Source organism: Salmonella enterica subsp. enterica serovar Typhimurium str. LT2, from assembly GCF_000006945.2.
Lineage (GTDB): Bacteria > Pseudomonadota > Gammaproteobacteria > Enterobacterales > Enterobacteriaceae > Salmonella > Salmonella enterica.
This window is the reverse complement of sequence record NC_003197.2, coordinates 4126987-4146127: the sequence shown is the minus strand read 5'-3', so window position 1 is coordinate 4146127 and position 19141 is coordinate 4126987. Positions and strand designations below refer to the sequence as shown.

General features: G+C 54.2%; 17 protein-coding genes, 4 tRNA genes and 15 other annotated features. Of the genes, 4 read left to right on the top strand and 17 right to left on the bottom strand.

All coding sequences use genetic code 11. From position 1 onward, the window contains the following. Positions 1–92: 92 nt before the first annotated feature. Positions 93–98 (top strand) — a ribosome-binding site (putative RBS for hemC; RegulonDB:STMS1H003878). From hemC to hemY, 4 genes are all read left to right on the top strand, one after another. After that, positions 93–1066, top strand: a protein-coding gene (gene hemC, locus STM3938; protein ID NP_462824.1) for a porphobilinogen deaminase. Within the gene, positions 110–1066 belong to an annotated coding region; the region does not span the whole gene. It overlaps the preceding feature by 6 nt. Continuing rightward, positions 1047–1052 (top strand) — a ribosome-binding site (putative RBS for hemD; RegulonDB:STMS1H003877). Its footprint overlaps the gene before it by 6 nt. Continuing rightward, the gene (hemD, locus tag STM3937) for a uroporphyrinogen III synthase (protein ID NP_462823.1) occupies positions 1047–1803 on the top strand. Within the gene, positions 1063–1803 belong to an annotated coding region; the region does not span the whole gene. The genes hemC and hemD overlap by 20 nt, the downstream gene beginning before the upstream one ends. Before the next feature lie 8 nt (positions 1804–1811). Continuing rightward, positions 1812–1817: a ribosome-binding site (putative RBS for hemX; RegulonDB:STMS1H003876), on the top strand. Then, the gene (hemX, locus tag STM3936; protein ID NP_462822.1) for a uroporphyrinogen III methylase occupies positions 1812–2994 on the top strand. Within the gene, positions 1825–2994 belong to an annotated coding region; the region does not span the whole gene. It overlaps the preceding feature by 6 nt. Then, positions 2984–2989, top strand: a ribosome-binding site (putative RBS for hemY; RegulonDB:STMS1H003875). Its footprint overlaps the gene before it by 6 nt. Continuing rightward, positions 2984–4193 (top strand): protein for a late step of protoheme IX synthesis gene (hemY, locus tag STM3935; RefSeq protein ID NP_462821.1). Within the gene, positions 2994–4193 belong to an annotated coding region; the region does not span the whole gene. Before hemX ends, hemY begins: the two co-directional genes overlap by 11 nt. Before the next feature lie 584 nt (positions 4194–4777). Here hemY and proM read toward each other — a convergent pair. From proM to rfe, 17 genes are all read right to left on the bottom strand, one after another. Further along, a tRNA-Pro gene (proM, locus tag STM3934) sits at positions 4778–4851 on the bottom strand. A 45-nt stretch (positions 4852–4896) separates the two neighbouring features. Further along, positions 4897–4980: transfer RNA gene (leuT, locus tag STM3933), tRNA-Leu, on the bottom strand. A gap of 23 nt (positions 4981–5003) precedes the next feature. After that, positions 5004–5076: transfer RNA gene (hisR, locus tag STM3932), tRNA-His, on the bottom strand. Positions 5077–5133: 57 nt separating this feature from the next. Continuing rightward, positions 5134–5207: transfer RNA gene (gene argX / locus STM3931), tRNA-Arg, on the bottom strand. A 75-nt stretch (positions 5208–5282) separates the two neighbouring features. Further along, positions 5283–5299, bottom strand: a protein binding site (putative binding site for FIS, RegulonDB: STMS1H000141). A 10-nt stretch (positions 5300–5309) separates the two neighbouring features. After that, positions 5310–6703, bottom strand: a protein-coding gene (gene yifK, locus STM3930; protein NP_462820.1) for a putative APC family amino-acid transport protein. Within the gene, positions 5310–6695 belong to an annotated coding region; the region does not span the whole gene. Then, positions 6698–6703: a ribosome-binding site (putative RBS for yifK; RegulonDB:STMS1H003872), on the bottom strand. Its footprint overlaps the gene before it by 6 nt. 198 nt (positions 6704–6901) lie before the next feature. After that, positions 6902–7659, bottom strand: a protein-coding gene (gene wecG, locus STM3929) for a putative UDP-N-acetyl-D-mannosaminuronic acid transferase (RefSeq protein ID NP_462819.1). Within the gene, positions 6902–7642 belong to an annotated coding region; the region does not span the whole gene. Next, the gene (wecF, locus tag STM3928; RefSeq protein NP_462818.1) for a TDP-Fuc4NAc:lipidII transferase occupies positions 7639–9010 on the bottom strand. Within the gene, positions 7639–8997 belong to an annotated coding region; the region does not span the whole gene. Before wecF ends, wecG begins: the two co-directional genes overlap by 21 nt. Beyond that, positions 7654–7659 (bottom strand) — a ribosome-binding site (putative RBS for wecG; RegulonDB:STMS1H003871). It overlaps the preceding gene by 6 nt. Continuing rightward, the gene (locus tag STM3927) for a putative inner membrane protein (protein ID NP_462817.1) occupies positions 8994–10088 on the bottom strand. Within the gene, positions 8994–10073 belong to an annotated coding region; the region does not span the whole gene. The genes wecF and STM3927 overlap by 17 nt, the downstream gene beginning before the upstream one ends. Further along, positions 9005–9010, bottom strand: a ribosome-binding site (putative RBS for wecF; RegulonDB:STMS1H003870). Its footprint overlaps the gene before it by 6 nt. After that, positions 10070–11320, bottom strand: a complete 1251-nt coding sequence (gene wzxE, locus STM3926) for an O-antigen translocase in LPS biosynthesis (protein NP_462816.1) — start codon at positions 11318–11320, stop codon at positions 10070–10072. Before wzxE ends, STM3927 begins: the two co-directional genes overlap by 19 nt. After that, positions 10083–10088: a ribosome-binding site (putative RBS for STM3927; RegulonDB:STMS1H003869), on the bottom strand. It overlaps the preceding gene by 6 nt. A 1-nt stretch (position 11321) precedes the next feature. Continuing rightward, positions 11322–12463 (bottom strand): TDP-4-oxo-6-deoxy-D-glucose transaminase gene (wecE, locus tag STM3925; protein ID NP_462815.1). Within the gene, positions 11322–12452 belong to an annotated coding region; the region does not span the whole gene. Then, positions 12457–13020 (bottom strand): lipopolysaccharide biosynthesis protein gene (wecD, locus tag STM3924; RefSeq protein NP_462814.3). Within the gene, positions 12457–13005 belong to an annotated coding region; the region does not span the whole gene. Before wecD ends, wecE begins: the two co-directional genes overlap by 7 nt. Further along, positions 12458–12463, bottom strand: a ribosome-binding site (putative RBS for wecE; RegulonDB:STMS1H003868). (Overlaps the previous gene by 6 nt.) Then, positions 13015–13020, bottom strand: a ribosome-binding site (putative RBS for wecD; RegulonDB:STMS1H003867). (Lies within the gene wecD.) A gap of 91 nt (positions 13021–13111) precedes the next feature. Continuing rightward, positions 13112–13348, bottom strand: a protein-coding gene (rffH, locus tag STM3923; RefSeq protein ID NP_462813.1) for a glucose-1-phosphate thymidyl transferase. Within the gene, positions 13112–13336 belong to an annotated coding region; the region does not span the whole gene. After that, positions 13343–13348: a ribosome-binding site (putative RBS for rffH; RegulonDB:STMS1H003866), on the bottom strand. (Overlaps the previous gene by 6 nt.) 20 nt (positions 13349–13368) lie before the next feature. Further along, the gene (rffG, locus tag STM3922) for a dTDP-glucose 4,6-dehydratase (RefSeq protein ID NP_462812.1) occupies positions 13369–14452 on the bottom strand. Within the gene, positions 13369–14436 belong to an annotated coding region; the region does not span the whole gene. Further along, entirely contained in the window at positions 14436–15698 is a 1263-nt protein-coding gene (gene wecC / locus STM3921; protein NP_462811.1) for a UDP-N-acetyl-D-mannosaminuronic acid dehydrogenase, read from the bottom strand. Before wecC ends, rffG begins: the two co-directional genes overlap by 17 nt. Then, positions 14447–14452 (bottom strand) — a ribosome-binding site (putative RBS for rffG; RegulonDB:STMS1H003865). Its footprint overlaps the gene before it by 6 nt. Beyond that, the gene (wecB, locus tag STM3920; RefSeq protein NP_462810.1) for a UDP-N-acetyl glucosamine-2-epimerase occupies positions 15695–16835 on the bottom strand. Within the gene, positions 15695–16825 belong to an annotated coding region; the region does not span the whole gene. The genes wecC and wecB overlap by 4 nt, the downstream gene beginning before the upstream one ends. After that, positions 16830–16835, bottom strand: a ribosome-binding site (putative RBS for wecB; RegulonDB:STMS1H003864). Its footprint overlaps the gene before it by 6 nt. Positions 16836–16880: 45 nt before the next feature. Further along, positions 16881–17936 (bottom strand): modulator of enterobacterial common antigen (ECA) polysaccharide chain length gene (wzzE, locus tag STM3919; RefSeq protein ID NP_462809.1). Within the gene, positions 16881–17927 belong to an annotated coding region; the region does not span the whole gene. Then, positions 17931–17936: a ribosome-binding site (putative RBS for wzzE; RegulonDB:STMS1H003863), on the bottom strand. Its footprint overlaps the gene before it by 6 nt. A 2-nt stretch (positions 17937–17938) precedes the next feature. Next, a complete protein-coding gene (gene rfe / locus STM3918) occupies positions 17939–19042 on the bottom strand; it encodes an undecaprenyl-phosphate N-acetylglucosaminyltransferase (protein NP_462808.1) in 1104 nt (367 codons plus the stop codon). Between the last annotated feature and the right edge of the window lie 99 nt (positions 19043–19141).

Sequence of the window (19141 nt, the reverse complement as noted above, 5' to 3'; positions counted from 1 at the left end):
TCGTCATTATTCACTGTCATTGACGACACTGCGCCTTATCCTCTCACTCACGGTGACCGGAAAACTAACATACTCTCTATAAGGATGTTAGGATGGTCAATGATTGATAATGACGGTAACAAGCATGTTAGACAATGTTTTAAGAATTGCCACACGCCAAAGTCCCCTTGCGCTTTGGCAGGCACATTATGTCAAAGACGCATTGATGGCAACCCATCCGGGACTGACGGTAGAACTGGTGCCGATGGTCACACGCGGCGACGTGATTCTCGATACTCCCCTGGCGAAAGTGGGCGGTAAGGGACTGTTTGTTAAAGAGCTTGAAATCGCGCTGCTGGAAAAACGTGCTGATATCGCCGTGCACTCTATGAAAGACGTTCCGGTGGCCTTCCCGGACGGTCTCGGTCTGGTGACCATTTGCGAGCGCGAAGATCCGCGCGACGCGTTTGTCTCGAATAAATATCACAGTCTGGACGATCTGCCCGCGGGTAGTATCGTCGGGACGTCCAGTTTGCGTCGTCAGTGTCAACTGGCGGAACGCCGTCCGGACCTCATTATCCGTTCGTTGCGCGGCAACGTCGGCACACGTCTCGGCAAGCTGGACAACGGCGACTATGACGCCATTATCCTGGCCGTGGCCGGTCTGAAACGCTTAGGTCTGGAGTCGCGCATTCGCACAGCCTTGCCGCCCGACGTTTCGCTTCCTGCCGTAGGCCAGGGCGCCGTCGGGATTGAGTGTCGTCTTGACGACGCGCGAACACAGGCGCTGCTCGCACCGTTGAATCACTCGCAAACCGCGCTGCGCGTAACGGCGGAACGCGCTATGAACACCCGCCTGGAAGGCGGTTGTCAGGTGCCGATTGGCAGCTATGCAGAAATCATCAACGGTGAAATTTGGCTACGCGCGCTGGTTGGCGCGCCGGACGGTTCGGTGATGGTGCGCGGCGAACGTCGTGGTTCTCCCGAGCAGGCGGAGCAAATGGGCATCTCGCTTGCAGAGGAACTGCTGGAAAACGGCGCACGCGCGATTCTGACGGAAGTTTATAACGGCGAGACGCCCGCATGAGTATTCTGATCACCCGCCCCTCTCCCGCAGGGGAAGCGTTAGTGAGCCGTCTGCGCGCACTGGGGCAGGTGGCCTGGAGTTTTCCACTGATTGAATTTGTCGCCGGTCGGGAGCTACCCACCCTGGCCGACCGCCTGGCGACGCTGACGGAAAACGATCTGGTTTTTGCCCTTTCACAGCACGCTGTCGCCTTTGCTCACGCCCAGCTCCAGCGGGATGGTCGAAACTGGCCTGTGGCGCCGCGCTATTTCGCGATTGGCCGCACCACGGCGCTCGCCCTTCATACCGTTAGCGGGTTCGATATTCGTTATCCATTGGATCGGGAAATCAGCGAAGCCTTGCTACAATTACCTGAATTACAAAATATTGCGGGCAAACGCGCGCTGATTTTGCGTGGCAATGGCGGCCGCGAACTGCTGGGCGAAACCCTGACAGCGCGCGGAGCCGAAGTCAGTTTTTGTGAATGTTATCAACGATGTGCGAAACATTACGATGGCGCGGAAGAAGCGATGCGCTGGCATACTCGCGGCGTAACAACGCTTGTTGTTACCAGCGGCGAGATGTTGCAACGGCTCTGGTCGCTGACTCCCCAGTGGTATCGTGAGCACTGGTTACTACGCTGTCGGCTATTGGTCGTCAGTGAGCGTCTGGCGCACCTCGCCCGGGAACTGGGCTGGCAAGATATTAAGGTCGCTGATAACGCCGACAACGATGCGCTGTTGCGCGCATTACAATAACTCTCATAATGGGATGCCATAATGACGGAACAAGAAAAATCCTCCGCCGTGGTTGATGAGACCAGGGAGAGCGTGGAAACCACGCCACAGCCAGTTAATACCGAGAAAAAAAGTAAGAACGGCGCCGCGCTGGTATTAAGCGCGGTGGCGATTGCGATTGCCCTGGCGGCAGGTATTGGGCTTTATGGCTGGGGGAAACAGCAAGCAACCGCGCAAACGGAAACCAGCGATGCGCTGGCGACGCAACTGACCGCCTTGCAAAAGGCGCAGGAGAGCCAAAAAGCGGAGCTGGAAGGGATTATCAAAAAACAAGCGGCGCAGTTAGATGACGCGAATCGCCAACAGGCGGCGCTGGCGAAACAGCTTGATGAAGTACAACAAAAAGTCGCCACTATTTCCGGCAGCGATGCTAAAACCTGGCTGCTGGCGCAGGCTGATTTCCTGGTGAAACTCGCCGGACGCAAGCTGTGGAGCGATCAGGACGTCACTACCGCCGCTGCGCTGCTCAAAAGCGCTGACGCCAGTCTGGCGGACATGAATGACCCCAGCCTGATTACCGCACGACGCGCGATTACTGACGATATCGCCAGCCTGTCATCCGTTGCGCAGATCGACTACGACGGCATTATTCTCAAGCTCAATCAGCTCTCTAACCAAATCGATAACCTGCGTCTGGCGGATAACGATACCGATGGTTCGCCGATGGATTCAGACAGCAGCGAGCTGTCCAGCTCGTTAAGCGAATGGCGCGTTAACCTGCAAAAAAGCTGGCAGAACTTTATGGACAGCTTTATTACCATTCGCCGCCGCGATGATACCGCCGTACCGCTGTTGGCACCCAACCAGGACGTCTATTTACGCGAAAATATTCGCTCCCGCCTGTTAGTCGCCGCGCAGGCCGTGCCACGCCATCAGGAAGAAACATACCGTCAGGCGCTGGATAACGTTTCGACCTGGGTTCGCGCTTATTACGATACTGACGACGCCGCGACAAAAGCCTTCCTGGAGGAGGTCGATAAATTAAGCCAGCAAAATATCACGATGGATCTGCCAGAAACCCTGGGAAGCCAGGCGATTCTTGAAAAACTGATGCAAACCCGCGTGCGTAATCTGCTGGCGCAACCGACAGTCTCTACGGCAGCGCCTGCCACGCAGACAGACGCTCCGGCAGCCGCGCCGCAAGGAGAATAATGATGCTAAAAGTATTATTGCTCTTTGTGTTGTTGCTTGCGGGTATCGTGGTCGGCCCGATGATAGCCGGTCACCAGGGCTATGTGTTAATCCAGACCGATAACTACAACATTGAAACCAGCGTCACCGGCCTGGCGATCATTCTCATCGTCGCTATGGTGGTGCTATTCGCCATTGAGTGGTTACTACGCCGTCTGTTTCGTACCGGCGCGCACACCCGCGGTTGGTTTGCCGGCCGTAAACGCCGTCGCGCCCGCAAGCAGACCGAACAGGCGCTGCTGAAGCTGGCGGAGGGCGATTATCAGCAGGTTGAAAAGCTGATGTCAAAAAATGCCGATCATGCTGAACAACCGGTGGTAAATTATCTGCTGGCGGCAGAAGCAGCGCAGCAGCGCGGCGATGAAGCGCGCGCTAATCAGCACCTTGAACGTGCGGCAGAGCTGGCGGGGAACGACACCATCCCGGTCGAGATCACGCGCGTGCGCTTACAGCTGGCGCGCAATGAAAATCACGCGGCGCGTCACGGCGTGGACAAACTGCTGGAGGTCACGCCGCGTCACCCGGAAGTTCTGCGTCTGGCGGAGCAGGCCTATATTCGCACCAGCGCATGGAGTTCTTTACTGGATATCATCCCATCCATGGCGAAAGCGCACGTTGGCGATGAAGCGCATCGCGCTATGCTCGAACAACAGGCGTGGATAGGACTCATGGATCAGGCGCGCGCCGAGCAGGGCAGCGAAGGATTACGCACCTGGTGGAAAAACCAAAGCCGTAAAACCCGCCATCAGGTGGCGCTGCAGGTCGCAATGGCCGAGCATCTGATCGAATGTGACGATCATGATATGGCGCAGCAGATTATCATCGACGGTCTGAAACGCCAGTATGACGATCGGCTGGTGCTGCCCATTCCTCGCCTCAGAACCAATAATCCGGAACAACTGGAGAAAGTGCTGCGCCAGCAAATCAAGACGGTAGGCGATCGCCCGCTGTTATGGAGCACGCTCGGCCAGTCGCTAATGAAACACGGTGAATGGCAGGAGGCGACCCTGGCTTTCCGCGCCGCGCTGAAACAACGCCCGGACGCGTATGATTATGCCTGGCTTGCCGATGCGCTTGATCGACTGCATCAACCGGAAGAGGCCGCCGCCATGCGGCGCGACGGCCTGATGCTGACATTACAGAACAATCCCCCGCAGTAATTCCCTCTTGCCCGGTGGCGCTTCGCTTACCGGGCCTACCGCCTACACAAAATCATTCGAGATGCATAAAAAAACGCCTGCCCGGTTAAGGGGCAGGCGTCAAAACAGGTCTGTATGACAACATAAAGGGGTGCTTCACTCAACGTTGTGTCCAGGGTGTTTGATGAGGCGTAAGCGACATCTGTCAGTGGACGATAAGCACCGTAAACGGCTCTGCATCATTCCTGAGTTTATGAGGCCAGAAGGCGAACATAAGAGATGGAATGAGCATCTACCCGTACATTATTGCACATAACGTGCCATCTTTGCACCGCTAAAAAACAGGCGCAGGCATTAAAAAAACGTAGAGAATTCACGCGATTGTCATCCCCCCGCCGCTGGCGAGGTTTTAGCGTGTCGCCCGGTGGAGACAGAACAGGATGCTTTTTACAAAGTGATTATAAATCAATAGATTACTCGTCACCGAATAGCGACAAATGAAGCCTGGGATATCGCCAACAAATCATAATGGCAACACGTGCGGGATAAGGGGTTGAAAAGGAACAGAAAACAAAAAACCCCGCCGAAGCGGGGTTCAAAATTGGTCGGCGAGAGAGGATTCGAACCTCCGACCCACTGGTCCCAAACCAGTTGCGCTACCAAGCTGCGCTACTCGCCGATATACTGCTTTTTTGAATTTTTAGTTCAATTCATTGAGTCGTGGTGCGAGGGGGGGGACTTGAACCCCCACGTCCGTAAGGACACTAACACCTGAAGCTAGCGCGTCTACCAATTCCGCCACCTTCGCGTTTCACAACTCTATATTAATGGGGTGGCTAATGGGATTCGAACCCACGACAACTGGAATCACAATCCAGGGCTCTACCAACTGAGCTATAGCCACCACTGAAACTTTTTACGCGGTATTAAACCACCGCAGCTCAAGCACCTAAATAAATGGTACGCCCGACAGGATTCGAACCTGAGACCTCTGCCTCCGGAGGGCAGCGCTCTATCCAGCTGAGCTACGGGCGCTTAGCGCCGTTGCGGGGGTGGATAATACGGACTTCACACCCCGCTGTCCAGTGCCTTTTTAAATAAAATGCGCGTTTGGTTATGCTTTGCGCATTTTGGCGCTTATTCCCCCACCTTGTGGGCGGTTCCGTGACGATTCAGACCGAAAACTTTGTAGACCAGCGTGACGGCCAGCAGGAAGATGACGCCGACAAACAGCGACATGCGCGTATCTTCATTAAAGTACATGCCGATTAAAACGCAAACCAGAAACGCCATCGTCAAATAGTTCGCCCACGGAAACATAATGGAACGAAAAGGATGATCCGCAATCGCTTCTTTATGCGCCCGACGAAAGCGCAGTTGGCTAATCAGAATGACAAACCACGGCACCATCCCCGGCAGTACGCTGGCGCTATAAACGTAAACAAAGACGCGCTGCGGATTGGGGATGATGTAGTTCAGGCAAGAACCTACCAGCAAAATCAAAATAGAGAGCGCCACGCCCGCGACCGGCACGCCGTGGCGAGAGACTTTCGCGACTGCCGCCGGCAGTTGACGGTTTTTCGCCAGCGCGTAAAGCATACGCCCACAGCTATACATTCCGCTGTTACAGCCGGAGAGCGCCGCCGTCAGCACGACAAAGTTGATAATGCCTGCCGCGGCGGTGATGCCGATTTTCGCGAAGGTGAGCACAAAGGGGCTGCCGTTGCTGCCAATCTCATTCCACGGGAAAATGGTGACGATCACGAAAATCGCGCCAACATAAAAAATCAGGATACGCCACAGCACTTTACCCACCGCGCTACGCAACGTCACCTGCGGATTCTTCGCTTCACCGGCGGTAATACCGATCAACTCAACCCCCTGATAAGAGGCCACCACGATACACAATGCGGTCAGAAAGCCTTTCCAGCCGCCGGCAAAAAAGCCGCCATGCTCGGTCAGATTACCAAAGCCAATCGCCTGGCCGCCGTTACCAAAGCCGAAGAAAATCACCCCCAGACCGATGATGATCATCACAATAATCGTGGTGACTTTGATCATCGCAAACCAGAACTCGATTTCACCATACAGGCGCACCGCAGCCAGATTCGCCAACGCGACCAGTCCGACGGCAATCAGCGCCGGTATCCACTGCGCCATCTCCGGAAACCAGAACTGGACGTAGACCCCAATGGCGGTAATTTCCGAGATCCCGACCGCCATCCACATAAACCAGTATGACCAGGCGGTAAGATAGCCAAAAAAAGGACTCATATACCGGTGGGCGTACACGGCAAAGGAGCCGGTAACAGGTTCCAGAAAGAGCATCTCCCCCATCGAACGCATGATGAAAAAGACGAACAATCCGGCGATGATATACGCCAGCAGCACTGACGGGCCCGCCCATTTCAGCGTACTGGCGGCGCCCATAAAGAGTCCGACGCCGATGGTGCCCCCGAGGGCAATCAATTCAATATGACGAGCTTCCAGCCCACGCTGTAGCTCCGGTTTTTTCTCTGCCATAAATCCTCATGTCGTGTTTGCAACGGTTCCGGTAGTACCGGTTATTGTTATGGGTACATCGATTGTTGCGAATATTTTCTTAAATTTGGACAAATGGCAAATGGAGCATTAAAAAAATGCACTTATTGTGTAAGAAATCATCGATTATGTTGTAAATGAGCAGCACCATAAGCACAATCCGCTGCTCAAGTCATCAGAAGGGAGAATTAGAGATCGCCAGTATAGTGCCAGCGAAGATAGCGCAGCAGGCGCATCTGGCGGGTAATACGCCTCGGTTGAGAAAGCAGACGATACAACCACTCCAGTCCCAGGTTCTGCCATATTTTTGGAGCGCGTTTGACGTGACCAGTAAACACATCATAGGTCCCGCCCACCCCCATATATAACGCATGGGGATGCACTTCCCGACAATCGCGCATTAGCAATTCCTGTTTTGGCGATCCCATCGCGACGGTGACAATTTTCGCGCCGCTGGCATGGATACGCGCAAATAGCGCCTGACGCTGCTCCGGCGTAAAGTAACCGTCCTGGCTACCCACAATATTGACGTTCCACTGCGTCCGCAGTTTTGCTTCCGTCTGCGCCAGCACCTCAGGCTTGCCGCCGACAAGAAATACCGGTGTGCCTTCTTTTCCCGCGCGCGCCATTAACGCTTCCCAAAGGTCGGCGCCAGCCACACGAGAAACCTGCGCCTGCGGAAATTTTTTACGTATTGAACGCACCACGCTGATGCCATCGGCATATTTAAATTCCGCCGCCGCTATCAACGCGCGGACTTCCGGATTATCTTCCGCCGTCAGCAGCTTTTCGGCGTTGATCGCCACCAACGTGCCTTGCTTCAGTTGACCATCGGCAAACAGATAATTCAGCGCGTGTGACATGTCGCGCCAGCCAATCAGAGGTAATCCACGCAGCGAGTAAAGGGGCGCAGCGGCATTATTGGTCATAGTTTTCCTTCCACCTGTGCCTGAGGGAGCGAAGTTGTACGTTTATGAATCAGCCCGGCGCTATCAAATAACCAGAACAGAAGCTTAGCGACCAGCAGGCTGGCGCCAAAAACCACCAGGAAGAAAACCACGCGCGAAACAAACGAATCCAGCCCTTCTCGCGCCAGCACAATCATATTAAAGATGGCGCCAAAGCAGAAACTGTGCAGAATCGCCGCCTTATAGCGATTGGGCTCCCGGTTACCCAGTTCATACAGCCAGTCGAACCATTTGATAATCAGCCCGACGACGATCGCGCCGAGCGGAATAAACAGCGCCCCGCCCATGACCACCAGCGATCCGATAAGCGTTGGCGATATCGCCAGGCCAGAATGGTTGTTCAGGACTTCCCAAGTGAAGTAATTCGCAGAGTTCAGCACAATACTGGGTCGTCCCGGCCATAACCAGGTGGGAATAAAGACGTAGAAATCACGCACGATAGGGGCCAGCCCCTGAAACTCGATATTGTGGTAATTTTGCAACAGCAGCGCCAGATTCTCCCACGGCGAAAAGGTATCGCGCGTTAGATAAAGAAACGTATAGAACGCCTCATCGCCGCTCACATTTAATCCGTAGCGTTTGAGCGCCAGCCAGAACATACCGACAATCCCCAGCACGCCCGCCGCCGCCAGCATCCACAGGCTGATCCAGCCCCGAATAATGCCGATAAACAGGAAGATAGCAAACGCAATAATGATGTTAGCGCGCGTGCCGCCGACAATCATGTAGGTCAACAGACCAAACGCGACGGTGCTCACCAGAAAGAACAGCCACGCTTTGCTGTCCTGGCGCAGGAAATAGACCACCAGCATCGCCGGAATGAAGAAATAGAAGAACCGTTTTAACGCCACGCCGGAGACTTCGCTGGAAAAGATCTGGCTGTAGGAGTGCAGCCGGAACAGCAAAAAGCCGTTATGCATAAAGAAAATCGCCACGCTCACCAGCGCGATGCCCATCAGGATCACCCAGGTAAGGTGGGTTTCCACCCGGTTCATGGTAAATAGCGGCTTGCGTGGTACATCCACAACGCGTTTGCGTAAACGCGTTTTATAGGTCACGTAATACACGCCGTAGAAACAGGCGGCGGATAATAGAGCCTGCAATAAGATTTCCGGCGGCGCGACGCCAACGTCGAAACGAAATACCAGCACGCTGGTTAGCGGAAAACCAAAAAAGAAGGTCAACAAAAACAGCAACGAAAAGAAAACGTTGAAGTTAAAACGCACGCGGCGGAATTCAAACCAGGTCAGCGTGGCGATAAACAGCGTAGAGAGCAGCCAGACCACCAGCAGCCCGCTGAATTGCATTAAACTCATTCGGCTTCTCCTGCGGCGATTCTCAACGCATTATGCCACGGTTGCAGGTAGTTGGGGCTAAAGAAGGTGATGCCGCTTTTATCTACCGATGCGAGCTGACGCTGCGCCTCGCGCACGACCTGCTCATTAAGATCGTCCGTGGTAAACAGGACGGGCAGATGCTGTTCCGCCATATCCTGCCAGAAAGGATTGTCGCGATTCAGTACGCACGGGATATCGGCCTGAATTAGCAGACACAACGTCCCGATCCCCTGTTGGCGGGCAAAAATAAAATAACCGAGGTCGCACTGGCGCAACAGCGCAAGATAGGCATCAAATTCCATTTTTTCGCTAAGAATTTGTAAATTTTCGGCGCTAAATAGCGCCAGACCGGCCTGACGAACCTCATCAATATAGTCCTGGTTATTGGCCGGATAGCCCATCGGCACCACCACGTTTACCGTGTCGCCAAACTGCTGATACACCGCCCGTAACGCCGCAATGTGTTGGTTACTGCGATCGCCGGAGTTCCCTACCAAAATGGTCAATTTCCCCGCACGTTGGCGCTCTTTTGCCATAGCATTCAGGGAAGGGTCCATGCGCGTCGGGAAATAGAGCAACTCGCCGCGTACGTCCGGATGCTGACGCGCAAAATAGCTGAGATCGCCGCGCGTCGCGAATACGCCCCCTACTCGCCCCTGCGCGATACGACGAAGCGGGTAGAAAAGGCGGAATTTCAGCCCGTGGGACACTTCGTAGAGATCCGCGCCCCAGATATGCCAGTAAAACTGGGCTGGCTTAATACCGCCGCTTAACAGCGCCAGCCACAGGCTGGTGTTGAACTGACCGTGAAAGAAGAATCTCTGTCGACGATTTGCTTTCGCTTTGGCGATGACCGCCTGCGCCAGCGCTTTCTTACTGCCATAAAAACGAAGCGAGAGCGCCGGGCAGCTTTCCGTGAAGCCGTTATCTTCGCCGGCAACCATAAATTCGCGCGCGTGCTCGCTTGTGGCGGCCAGCGTATCATTGAAAAACCGCAGCACGGTGTGGTTATGGTGAGGGATATCCGATCCCAGGACGTGAATCAGTACAGTCATGCTCGCCTACGCCAGAGTAAAAATACGCCGCAACAAAGTGAAAAATAGACAATATAGGTGGCCATATAAGCCTGTGCCGCACCCAGCGCGCCGTGAGCGGGAATCAGCCAGTGAGCGAACGCCGTTAACAGAATGAACTGGCTAATTTCAGCCAGAATGTAAAATCGCAACGACGCTTTGGCAATCACCAGATAACCGAAAACATAGGCGCCGACTTTCAGCACGTCGCCCACTAACTGCCAGGCGAACAGATCGCGCATCGCGGTGAATTTAGCGGAAAAAAGCAGCCAGATAGCAAAATCGCGCAGTAGCCAGACGGTAAAACTCGCCGCCGCAACCGCCGGTAAAACAAATTTCAGCGCTTTTACCACTTCACGCGTAATGTCCTGTTTTTCCGTCAGGCGTGAGAGCGTGGGTAACAGGTAAACGCTGAAGGAGGCGGTGATAAATTGCAGATAGGCGTCAGAAATACTGCTTACGCCCTGCCAGATCCCGACATCGCTCCAGCTATAGTGCGCGGCCAGTTGGTTTCGCATCATCACATAGGCAACCGGCATCGTAACGGAGGTAATCAGCGCCATCAGGGTAAATTTACTGAGCTGCCCTGCCAGACCGTTGTCCCAGGAGGGCTTGAGATAGCGTAGCGGGACGGTGCCGCGCTTAATCAGTATTATACCGGCTGGCACTACCACCAGCGCCGGCACCAGCGCCAGGCCAAGCAGAGCGCCTTCATAGCCGCCGACACGGTAGCAGAGATACCAGGCGGCGACGCCCAAAAAGCTGCCGACAATTAACGATAAGGCATTACCCGACGCGTCACGAAAGCCCTTCATTAGCGCCAGCAGCAGGTTCGCCCAGGCGATCCCCATTTGTACCAGCGCAACCAGACGCACCAGCCCTTGATAGTCCGTATGACCGAACAATCCCTGGCTAATCGGCGCCGCCGCCAGCAAGAAGACCAGCGCCAGCAGCGTAGAGAACCCCAATACCATCGCGGAGGAGGTTCCCACCACGGTACGTAACTGCGCCGGGTTATCATGATGTTGTGCGACAAGTTTGGTAACGCCGTTAAATATCCCGGCGCCAGCCAATACGCCCAGCACGGTAATCATCTGGCGGAAGTTACCCGCTTGTCCGACGCCCGCCGGACCAAAAGAGACGGCCAGTAGTTTCACCACCAGCAGTCCGGCGCCAATTTTTACCAGCGTACTGACCGCCGTCCACAGGGAGGCTTTAGCAAGCGACATATCAGGAGAAATAATTTAGCAAGGTAGTAATCACCGTTCGTTGATCGACGGGCGCAAGGTTATAAAACAGCGGCAGACGCAACAAACGTTCGCTCTCTTTTGTGGTGTAGACATCGTCCCCGATAAACTCGCCGAATTTATCGCCCGCCGGACAATCATGCAGCGGAATGTAATGGAATACCGCCATGATTTCCGCCTCTTTCAGGAAATTAATCAGCGCGCTGCGATCGGCGATATCCCGCAGTTTGATGTAAAACATATGGGCATTATGCCCGCAGTTTTCCGGAATAGAAGGCAGCTCGAAACGCCCGGCGCGCGCCAGCGGCGTTAACGCATCGTAGTAAGTCTGCCACAGCGACAGACGCTGTTGATTGATACGATCGGCGGCCTCCAGTTGCGCCCACAGATAGGCAGCCTGCAGATCGGACATCAAATAACTGGAGCCGATATCCCGCCAGGTGTATTTATCCACCTGACCACGGAAGAACTGGCTACGGTTGGTGCCTTTTTCGCGGATGATCTCCGCGCGTTCAATTAGCGTACGATCGTTGATCAGCGTCGCGCCGCCTTCGCCGCCAGCGGTGTAATTTTTGGTTTCATGGAAGCTAAAACAGCCGATGTGACCGATCGTCCCTAATGCGCGCCCTTTGTACGTGGACATCACACCCTGGGCGGCATCCTCGACAACGAACAGATTATACTTATCCGCCAGCGCCATGATGACGTCCATTTCACAAGCGACGCCAGCGTAGTGTACCGGCACGATAGCGCGGGTTTTATCAGTAATCGCCGCCTCAATCAGCGTTTCGTCAATATTCATCGTATCCGGACGAATATCGACAAACACAATTTTCGCGCCGCGCAGGACAAAAGCGTTAGCGGTGGAGACAAACGTAAAGCTCGGCATGATCACTTCATCGCCGGGCTGAATATCCAACAACAGAGCCGCCATCTCCAGCGATGCGGTACAGGAAGGCGTTAGCAACACCTTCGCGCTGCCGAAATGTTGCTCCAGCCACTGCTGGCAACGACGCGTAAAGCCGCCGTCGCCGCACAGTTTGCCGCTGCTCATTGCAGACTGCATGTATTCGAGTTCGGTTCCCACCACCGGCGGCGCATTAAAAGGAATCATGTTGTCACCTGTATAACCAGTACGCAGTGCTTTCGATGTTGGCACCGCTTTGTATGTAACGTTTAAGCGCGGCGGTGTTGCCCAACTGGGTCGCCACCCGCAATGTTGCTTTGCCGCGACTCTGCGCCCAACAGATCGCCGCCTGCATAAGTTCCGCTCCCGCGCCGCGTCCGGCCAACAGGCCAATGCGCGCGTCGGTATCATTCAATTCCCGCAGCGAGACGTAACCGCGGATAGCGCCTGTCTCCGTGCGAAGCACCAGGCATTGGTGATCAAACGTGCCGCGTACCGCATTCTCAATCCACTGGGCGTAAAAACGGGCGCTGGCGTCGGGCGCATACCACGGCGCGCGAAAACGACTCTGCGTAAACGCCTCTCCGGCCAACTGACGCAAAGCAGGAATGTCCGTAAGGTGTGCAATTTCCGCGCCATGCTGGTCGCGATGCCCTTTTACCGGCAACGCAAAATCCACCTCGCCTTCAACCAAAGAGAATCCCAGCGATTGCAACGCCGACAGCCAGGCGATGTTTTCAGCCGGCACTTTTACCTGCACGCGTTGCCACGCCTGCAGTGCTTCTGGCGTTAATTCGGGCGCTGAGGCATCGATACGCACAATGCCGCTATTCACGCCAAAGAACGTATTTTCCCAGAGTAACGGTTCAATACTGGCGCGGACGGGCACGGAGCAACTCCAGTAAATATTGGCCATAGCCGGTTTTTTCAAGCTGACTGGCGGCGCGTTTCAAACCATCATCATCCAGCCAGCCGTTGCGCCAGGCAATCTCCTCCAGACAGGCAATTTTGAAGCCCTGGCGCTTTGATACGCCGCGCGTAATGGGATGCAACCGGGTACCGGAACCTCCCGCCAGAATGATGCCTTTCATTCGTTTCTCCTCCAGGAGTAAGAACCTGCCGTTTAGCGTTTCAGTCCTAAGCGTTCGCCCTGATAACTGCCATCCTGCACGGGTTTCCACCAGGCCTCATTGGCGAGATACCACTGAACGGTTTTTCGCATCCCGCTTTCGAAGGTTTCCTGCGGCGTCCAGCCCAGCTCGCGGGCGATTTTCGACGCGTCGATGGCATAACGTAAGTCATGGCCGGGGCGATCGTCGACGAAGGTAATCAGATCGTGATAATTCACCACACCCTGCGGTTTTTGCGGGGCCAGTTCCTCCAGTAGAGCGCAGATCGTCCTGACCACATCCAGATTTTTACGTTCGTTATGACCGCCGATATTATACGTTTCACCCACCGCGCCGTTCGTCACCACGTGATACAACGCACGGGCATGATCCTCCACATACAGCCAGTCGCGAATTTGCTGACCGTTGCCATAGACCGGCAATGGTTTACCCGCCAGCGCGTTCAGAATCATCAGCGGGATCAGTTTTTCCGGGAAATGGTAGGGCCCGTAGTTATTAGAGCAGTTGGTGACAAGCGTAGGCAGACCGTAGGTACGTAACCAGGCGCGTACCAGATGGTCGCTGCTGGCTTTGGAGGCGGAATAAGGGCTGCTTGGCGCATATGGCGTGGTTTCGGTGAAGAAATCGTCTGCAGTATGCAGATCGCCATACACTTCATCGGTGGAGATATGGTGGAAGCGGAACGCCGCTTTAGCGTCCGCGTCAAGCGCGGACCAGTAAGCGCGAGCGGCTTCCAGCAAGGTGTAAGTACCAACGATATTCGTTTCAATAAACGCCGCCGGGCCGTCGATGGAACGGTCTACATGGCTTTCCGCCGCCAGGTGCATCACGCTATCGGGCTGATACTGCTGGAAAACTCGCTCCAGTGATGCCCGATCGCAGATATCCACCTTCTCAAAGGCGAAACGGTCGCTTTGCGCCACCGACGCCAGAGACATCAGGTTGCCCGCATAGGTGAGTTTATCCACCACCACCACCGCGTCTGCCGTTTCATGGATGATATGCCGCACCACCGCAGATCCGATAAAGCCTGCGCCGCCGGTCACCAGAATGCGTTTCATCAGCGCCAGACTCCTTTGGTATCAACCACATAACGTTGATGAACCGCATCGCCGGGAATCGCTTTAAATTCGTCGTGATCGACCAGCATCACCAGCACATCGGCGGCGGCCAGCGCCGCGTCCAGTTTCGCCAGCGTACAAAGTCCGTCCAATTTTTTCGGCAACTGACGGATATTCGGTTCGACGACCAGGGTTTCGCCGCTGTGCCAGCGGGCGATACTTTGCGCGATCCCCATCGCCGGGCTTTCGCGCAGATCGTCGATATTCGGCTTAAAGGCCAGCCCAAAACAGGCGATTTTCACTTCGCTGGCGCGTTTATCGGTGGCCGCCAGGCAATCTGTGACCGCGGCTTTTACCTGATCGACCACCCAGTGCGGTTTGCCGTCGTTCACTTCACGCGCGGTGCGAATCAGTCTCGCCTGCTGCGGATTTTGCGCCACAATAAACCACGGATCGACCGCAATGCAGTGCCCGCCAACGCCTGGGCCCGGCTGCAAAATATTGACGCGCGGATGGCGGTTCGCCAGGCGGATCAATTCCCAAACGTTAATCCCCTGTTCGGCGCAAATCAGCGACAATTCATTCGCAAAGGCGATATTCACATCACGGAAGCTATTTTCCGTCAGTTTGCACATCTCCGCGGTGCGCGAGTTGGTGACAACGCATTCGCCCTCAAGGAAAATTTTGTACAGCGCGCTGGCGCGAGCCGAACATACTGGCGTCATACCGCCAATCACGCGGTCATTTTTAATGAGTTCCACCATCACCTGACCCGGCAGCACACGCTCCGGACAATAGGCGATATTCACATCGGCCTGCTCGCCCGCCTGCTGGGGAAAGGTCAGATCCGTGCGCATCCCGGCCAGCCAGCCAGCCATTTGCTCCGTTGCGCCGACCGGCGATGTTGATTCCAGAATCACCAGTGCCCCTTTTTTTAATACTGGCGCAATGGATTTCGCCGCGGCTTCGACATAGGCCATGTCAGGGTCGTGATCGCCTTTGAATGGTGTCGGCACGGCAATCAGGTACGCATCGGCCTCGACAGGTGTCGTCGTCGCACGCAGAAAGCCGCCCTCCACCGCCATCTTCACCACATTGCCCAACGCCGGCTCCACGATGTGAATTTCACCGCGATTTATAATGTCTACCGCATGTTGGTTGATATCCACGCCGATAACCTGCTTCTGGCGGGAAGCAAAAGCGGCCGCAGTCGGTAATCCGATATACCCCAGCCCAATAACAGAAATGGTCGTAAAACTCATAACGATACCCGATAACTTTTTAACGCCTGTAAAATGCGCGCGCATGATTGCCCGTCACCATAAGGATTATGGGCGCGGCTCATGGTTTGATATTCATTTTCGTCGTGCAGCAGACGCATAACTTCCGCCACAATGCGCCGGGAGTCCGTGCCGATCAGTCTTACCGTACCAGCGGTAATGGCTTCCGGACGCTCTGTGGTTTCACGCATGACCAATACCGGCTTACCTAATGACGGCGCTTCTTCCTGAATACCGCCGGAATCGGTCAGAATGAGCCAGGCGTGATTCATCAGCCAGACAAAAGGTAAGTAGTCCTGCGGCTCAATCAGTACCACGTTTTCAACATGGCCGAGGATACGGTTGACAGGTTCGCTGACGTTGGGATTGAGATGCACCGGATAGACAATTTGCACATTCTGGTTCGCGGCGGCGATTTCCGCCAGCGCCTGGCAGATATGCTCAAAGCCCTGACCAAAGCTTTCACGCCGATGACCGGTCACTAAAATCATCTTCTTATTCGCGTTGAGGAAAGGATACTGCTCGGCCAGTTCAGCCTGTAATGTATCGCTCGTCAGAACGCGATCGCGTACCCAGATCAGCGCGTCGATAACGGTATTGCCAGTGACAAAAATGCGCTCATCCGGAATGTTCTCCCGCAACAGATTCTGCCGCGAGTTTTCCGTCGGCGCAAAGTGGTACATCGCCAGATGTCCGGTCAGCGTGCGGTTTGCCTCTTCCGGCCAGGGGGAATAGAGATCGCCGGTTCGCAACCCGGCTTCTACGTGCCCTACCGGAATTCGTTGATAGAAAGCCGCCAGGCTGGTAGCAATCGTAGTGGTGGTATCGCCATGAACCAGCACCACATCAGGTTTAAAATCTGCCAGGATCGGCTTTAATCCCTCCAGAATTCGGCAGGTAATTTCCGTCAACCCCTGTCCCGGCTGCATAATGTTGAGATCGTAATCAGGCACAATAGAAAAAAGAGTTAATACCTGATCAAGCATCTCCCGATGCTGCGCAGTAACGCATACTTTGGCCTCGAAATGAGGATCTTTTTCCAGCGCATGGACCAGAGGCGCCATCTTAATGGCCTCCGGTCGTGTACCAAATACAGTCAGTACTTTCACATCGATTCTCTTCGAATAGACAGTAGGGGCCCAGCCCCCTACTGCAGAGGTGTTGCTAAATCGTGCGGCGACGGGTTAAGGCAACGCCCGCACCGATTAGCGCCCCAACGATACCCCACATGATCATCAGGAAGGCTCGGCGTGGGCTATCACGTTTTACCGGTTCTTCCGGCGTACGCAAATAACGATAGGTCTGAAAACGAGGGTCCAGGGTCGGCCCCACATTAAGCGTATTCAACATTGCCCGATTTTGAAAGTAGTCCAAATCGAACGCAGGGCCAACCGCTTGCAGATTTTCAAGACGCGCCTGCAACATAGGGCGACCGAGTAAAAAAAGCTCTGAGTCCGGTAATTCATCCGCCGGGACATCCGTCGCGCTACGAGAAATATTATGTTGTTCCGCAATTTTGAGCGCCTGCTCAATACTGTTTACACGACGCGAATAGATCGCTTTCGCAACCTCCTCCTGCCGTTTGACCTGGGCTTTCATCTGCACGGTACGCGCAGCCCAGGCACCTTTTAATTCATCATTCAGATGGCTCGCCGCCCGCTGGCTGGCGAATGCGACATACTGACGCAGCAGATTATTGGCGTCCGGCGCAGTTTCAGCAATCAGCTTCACATTGTCGTTGATGGCGCGTGTAAAATCGCCGGGCGTAAACTGTATGTTATTGATCAGTTCATCAAGCATCGCCGCATCAGCTTTGCTATTCCCGACCATTCGCTGCTTGTAATAGTCCGTCTGTAACCAGAAATCGCGACGCGTATCCCAGGAGGCAAGTTGCATGATGAACTCTTTATACGCTTCATCCATCACCGAGGGCTTATCAGAAGAAGCAGGATCGGTCTTAATATCCAGGTTGCGCAGAAACTGCTGCTGGGAGTAATAACCGCCCAACATATTTACGGTTGGGCGATCGGTGATCGCCGTCGCACTCCACTCCTGACGAGCAAAAAAGGTATAGGCTAACGCGATAAGGGCAAATAGCAGGCCAATGCCGATAATCCAGAATTTGCCAGCCCATAAAGTACGAAACAACCCGCGAATATCCAGTTCATTTTCAGCGCTCACCGCGCGTGCCCCCGGTAATGGTTGTGTCATCGTATCCTCATTTACTTGGTTAAGTTTGGCCGGTTCTCACGTTGCCTGCGCAGGCGACGCTTCACACGCTTAATAAATCTCGCCACCTTCCAGGCCCGCTTAATGCAGTAGCCATAGAGGAAGAATGCTAGCAAAAAGAGCACCAACATAACCCATTCAGGAACAAAATGAGAGTATTCTGCCGTTACGCCTACTCCCGCCAGAATCGCCGCTGCGAGCGTAATAAGAACAAATGCCTGGCGGGAAGTAAACCCTGCTCGCATAACCAAATGATGAATATGTTGGCGATCAGGGGAAAAGGGGCTCATCCCTTTACGCAGACGGCGATACATAATCGCCACCATATCCATCAATGGAATAGCGATAATCCATAGCGCGGTAACCGGGCTGATAGAGTGAGTTTTCCCCTGCGTCGTTTCCAGTAAGAGCCAGATGACGGTAAAGCCAATCAGTGTACTACCGGCATCGCCCATAAAGACTTTGTAACGCCGCCCCAAAATACCGAGATTAAGCATAATGTAAGGCAGAATCGCGGCGATCATGGCAAAGCACCACATTGCCAGACTAGTCTGACCATCAAACCATAAAATCAGCCCCATCGCCGCAAATGAGACGCTGGATAACCCACCCAGCAGGCCGTCAATACCGTCCACCATATTGAAAGCGTTGATCGCCGCCCATACCGCAAACAGAGTAAGGAAATAGCCAAAGGGGCCAAGCACTAACTCCCAAGGCCCAAAGATGTAACCAAGGCTACCTAAGTGAAGTTTTGCGATAACCATCATTACAACCGCAATAACAGCCTGAACCACAGCACGAATTTTTACACTGATATCAAAACGGTCATCCATCGCACCAACAAAAACCAATACACCAGCGCAAATAAGATATAGCGATAAGTGCGGTATGTAGTAATCCGAGAGGCCAAACATAAAGCAGATTCCTGCAAACACAGAAATCCCGCCGACTAATGGGATAACGCCCTGATGTCGTTTACGAAAGTTTGGTTTATCCACTAAACCAATTTTTATGGCTACTTTTCGCGCAAGAAAAATAAAAATGGTCGTGAATAAAAAAATACTGATTAGCTCAGATAAAGCGGTGAGTAACTTCACAGTGTATGTGCTCTCAGCATATATCATTTCCTTAAAGTATAATGCGTTACGCCAGCTCCTAGAAGAGACCTGTTAGAACATTACACTTTTTACCGCAAA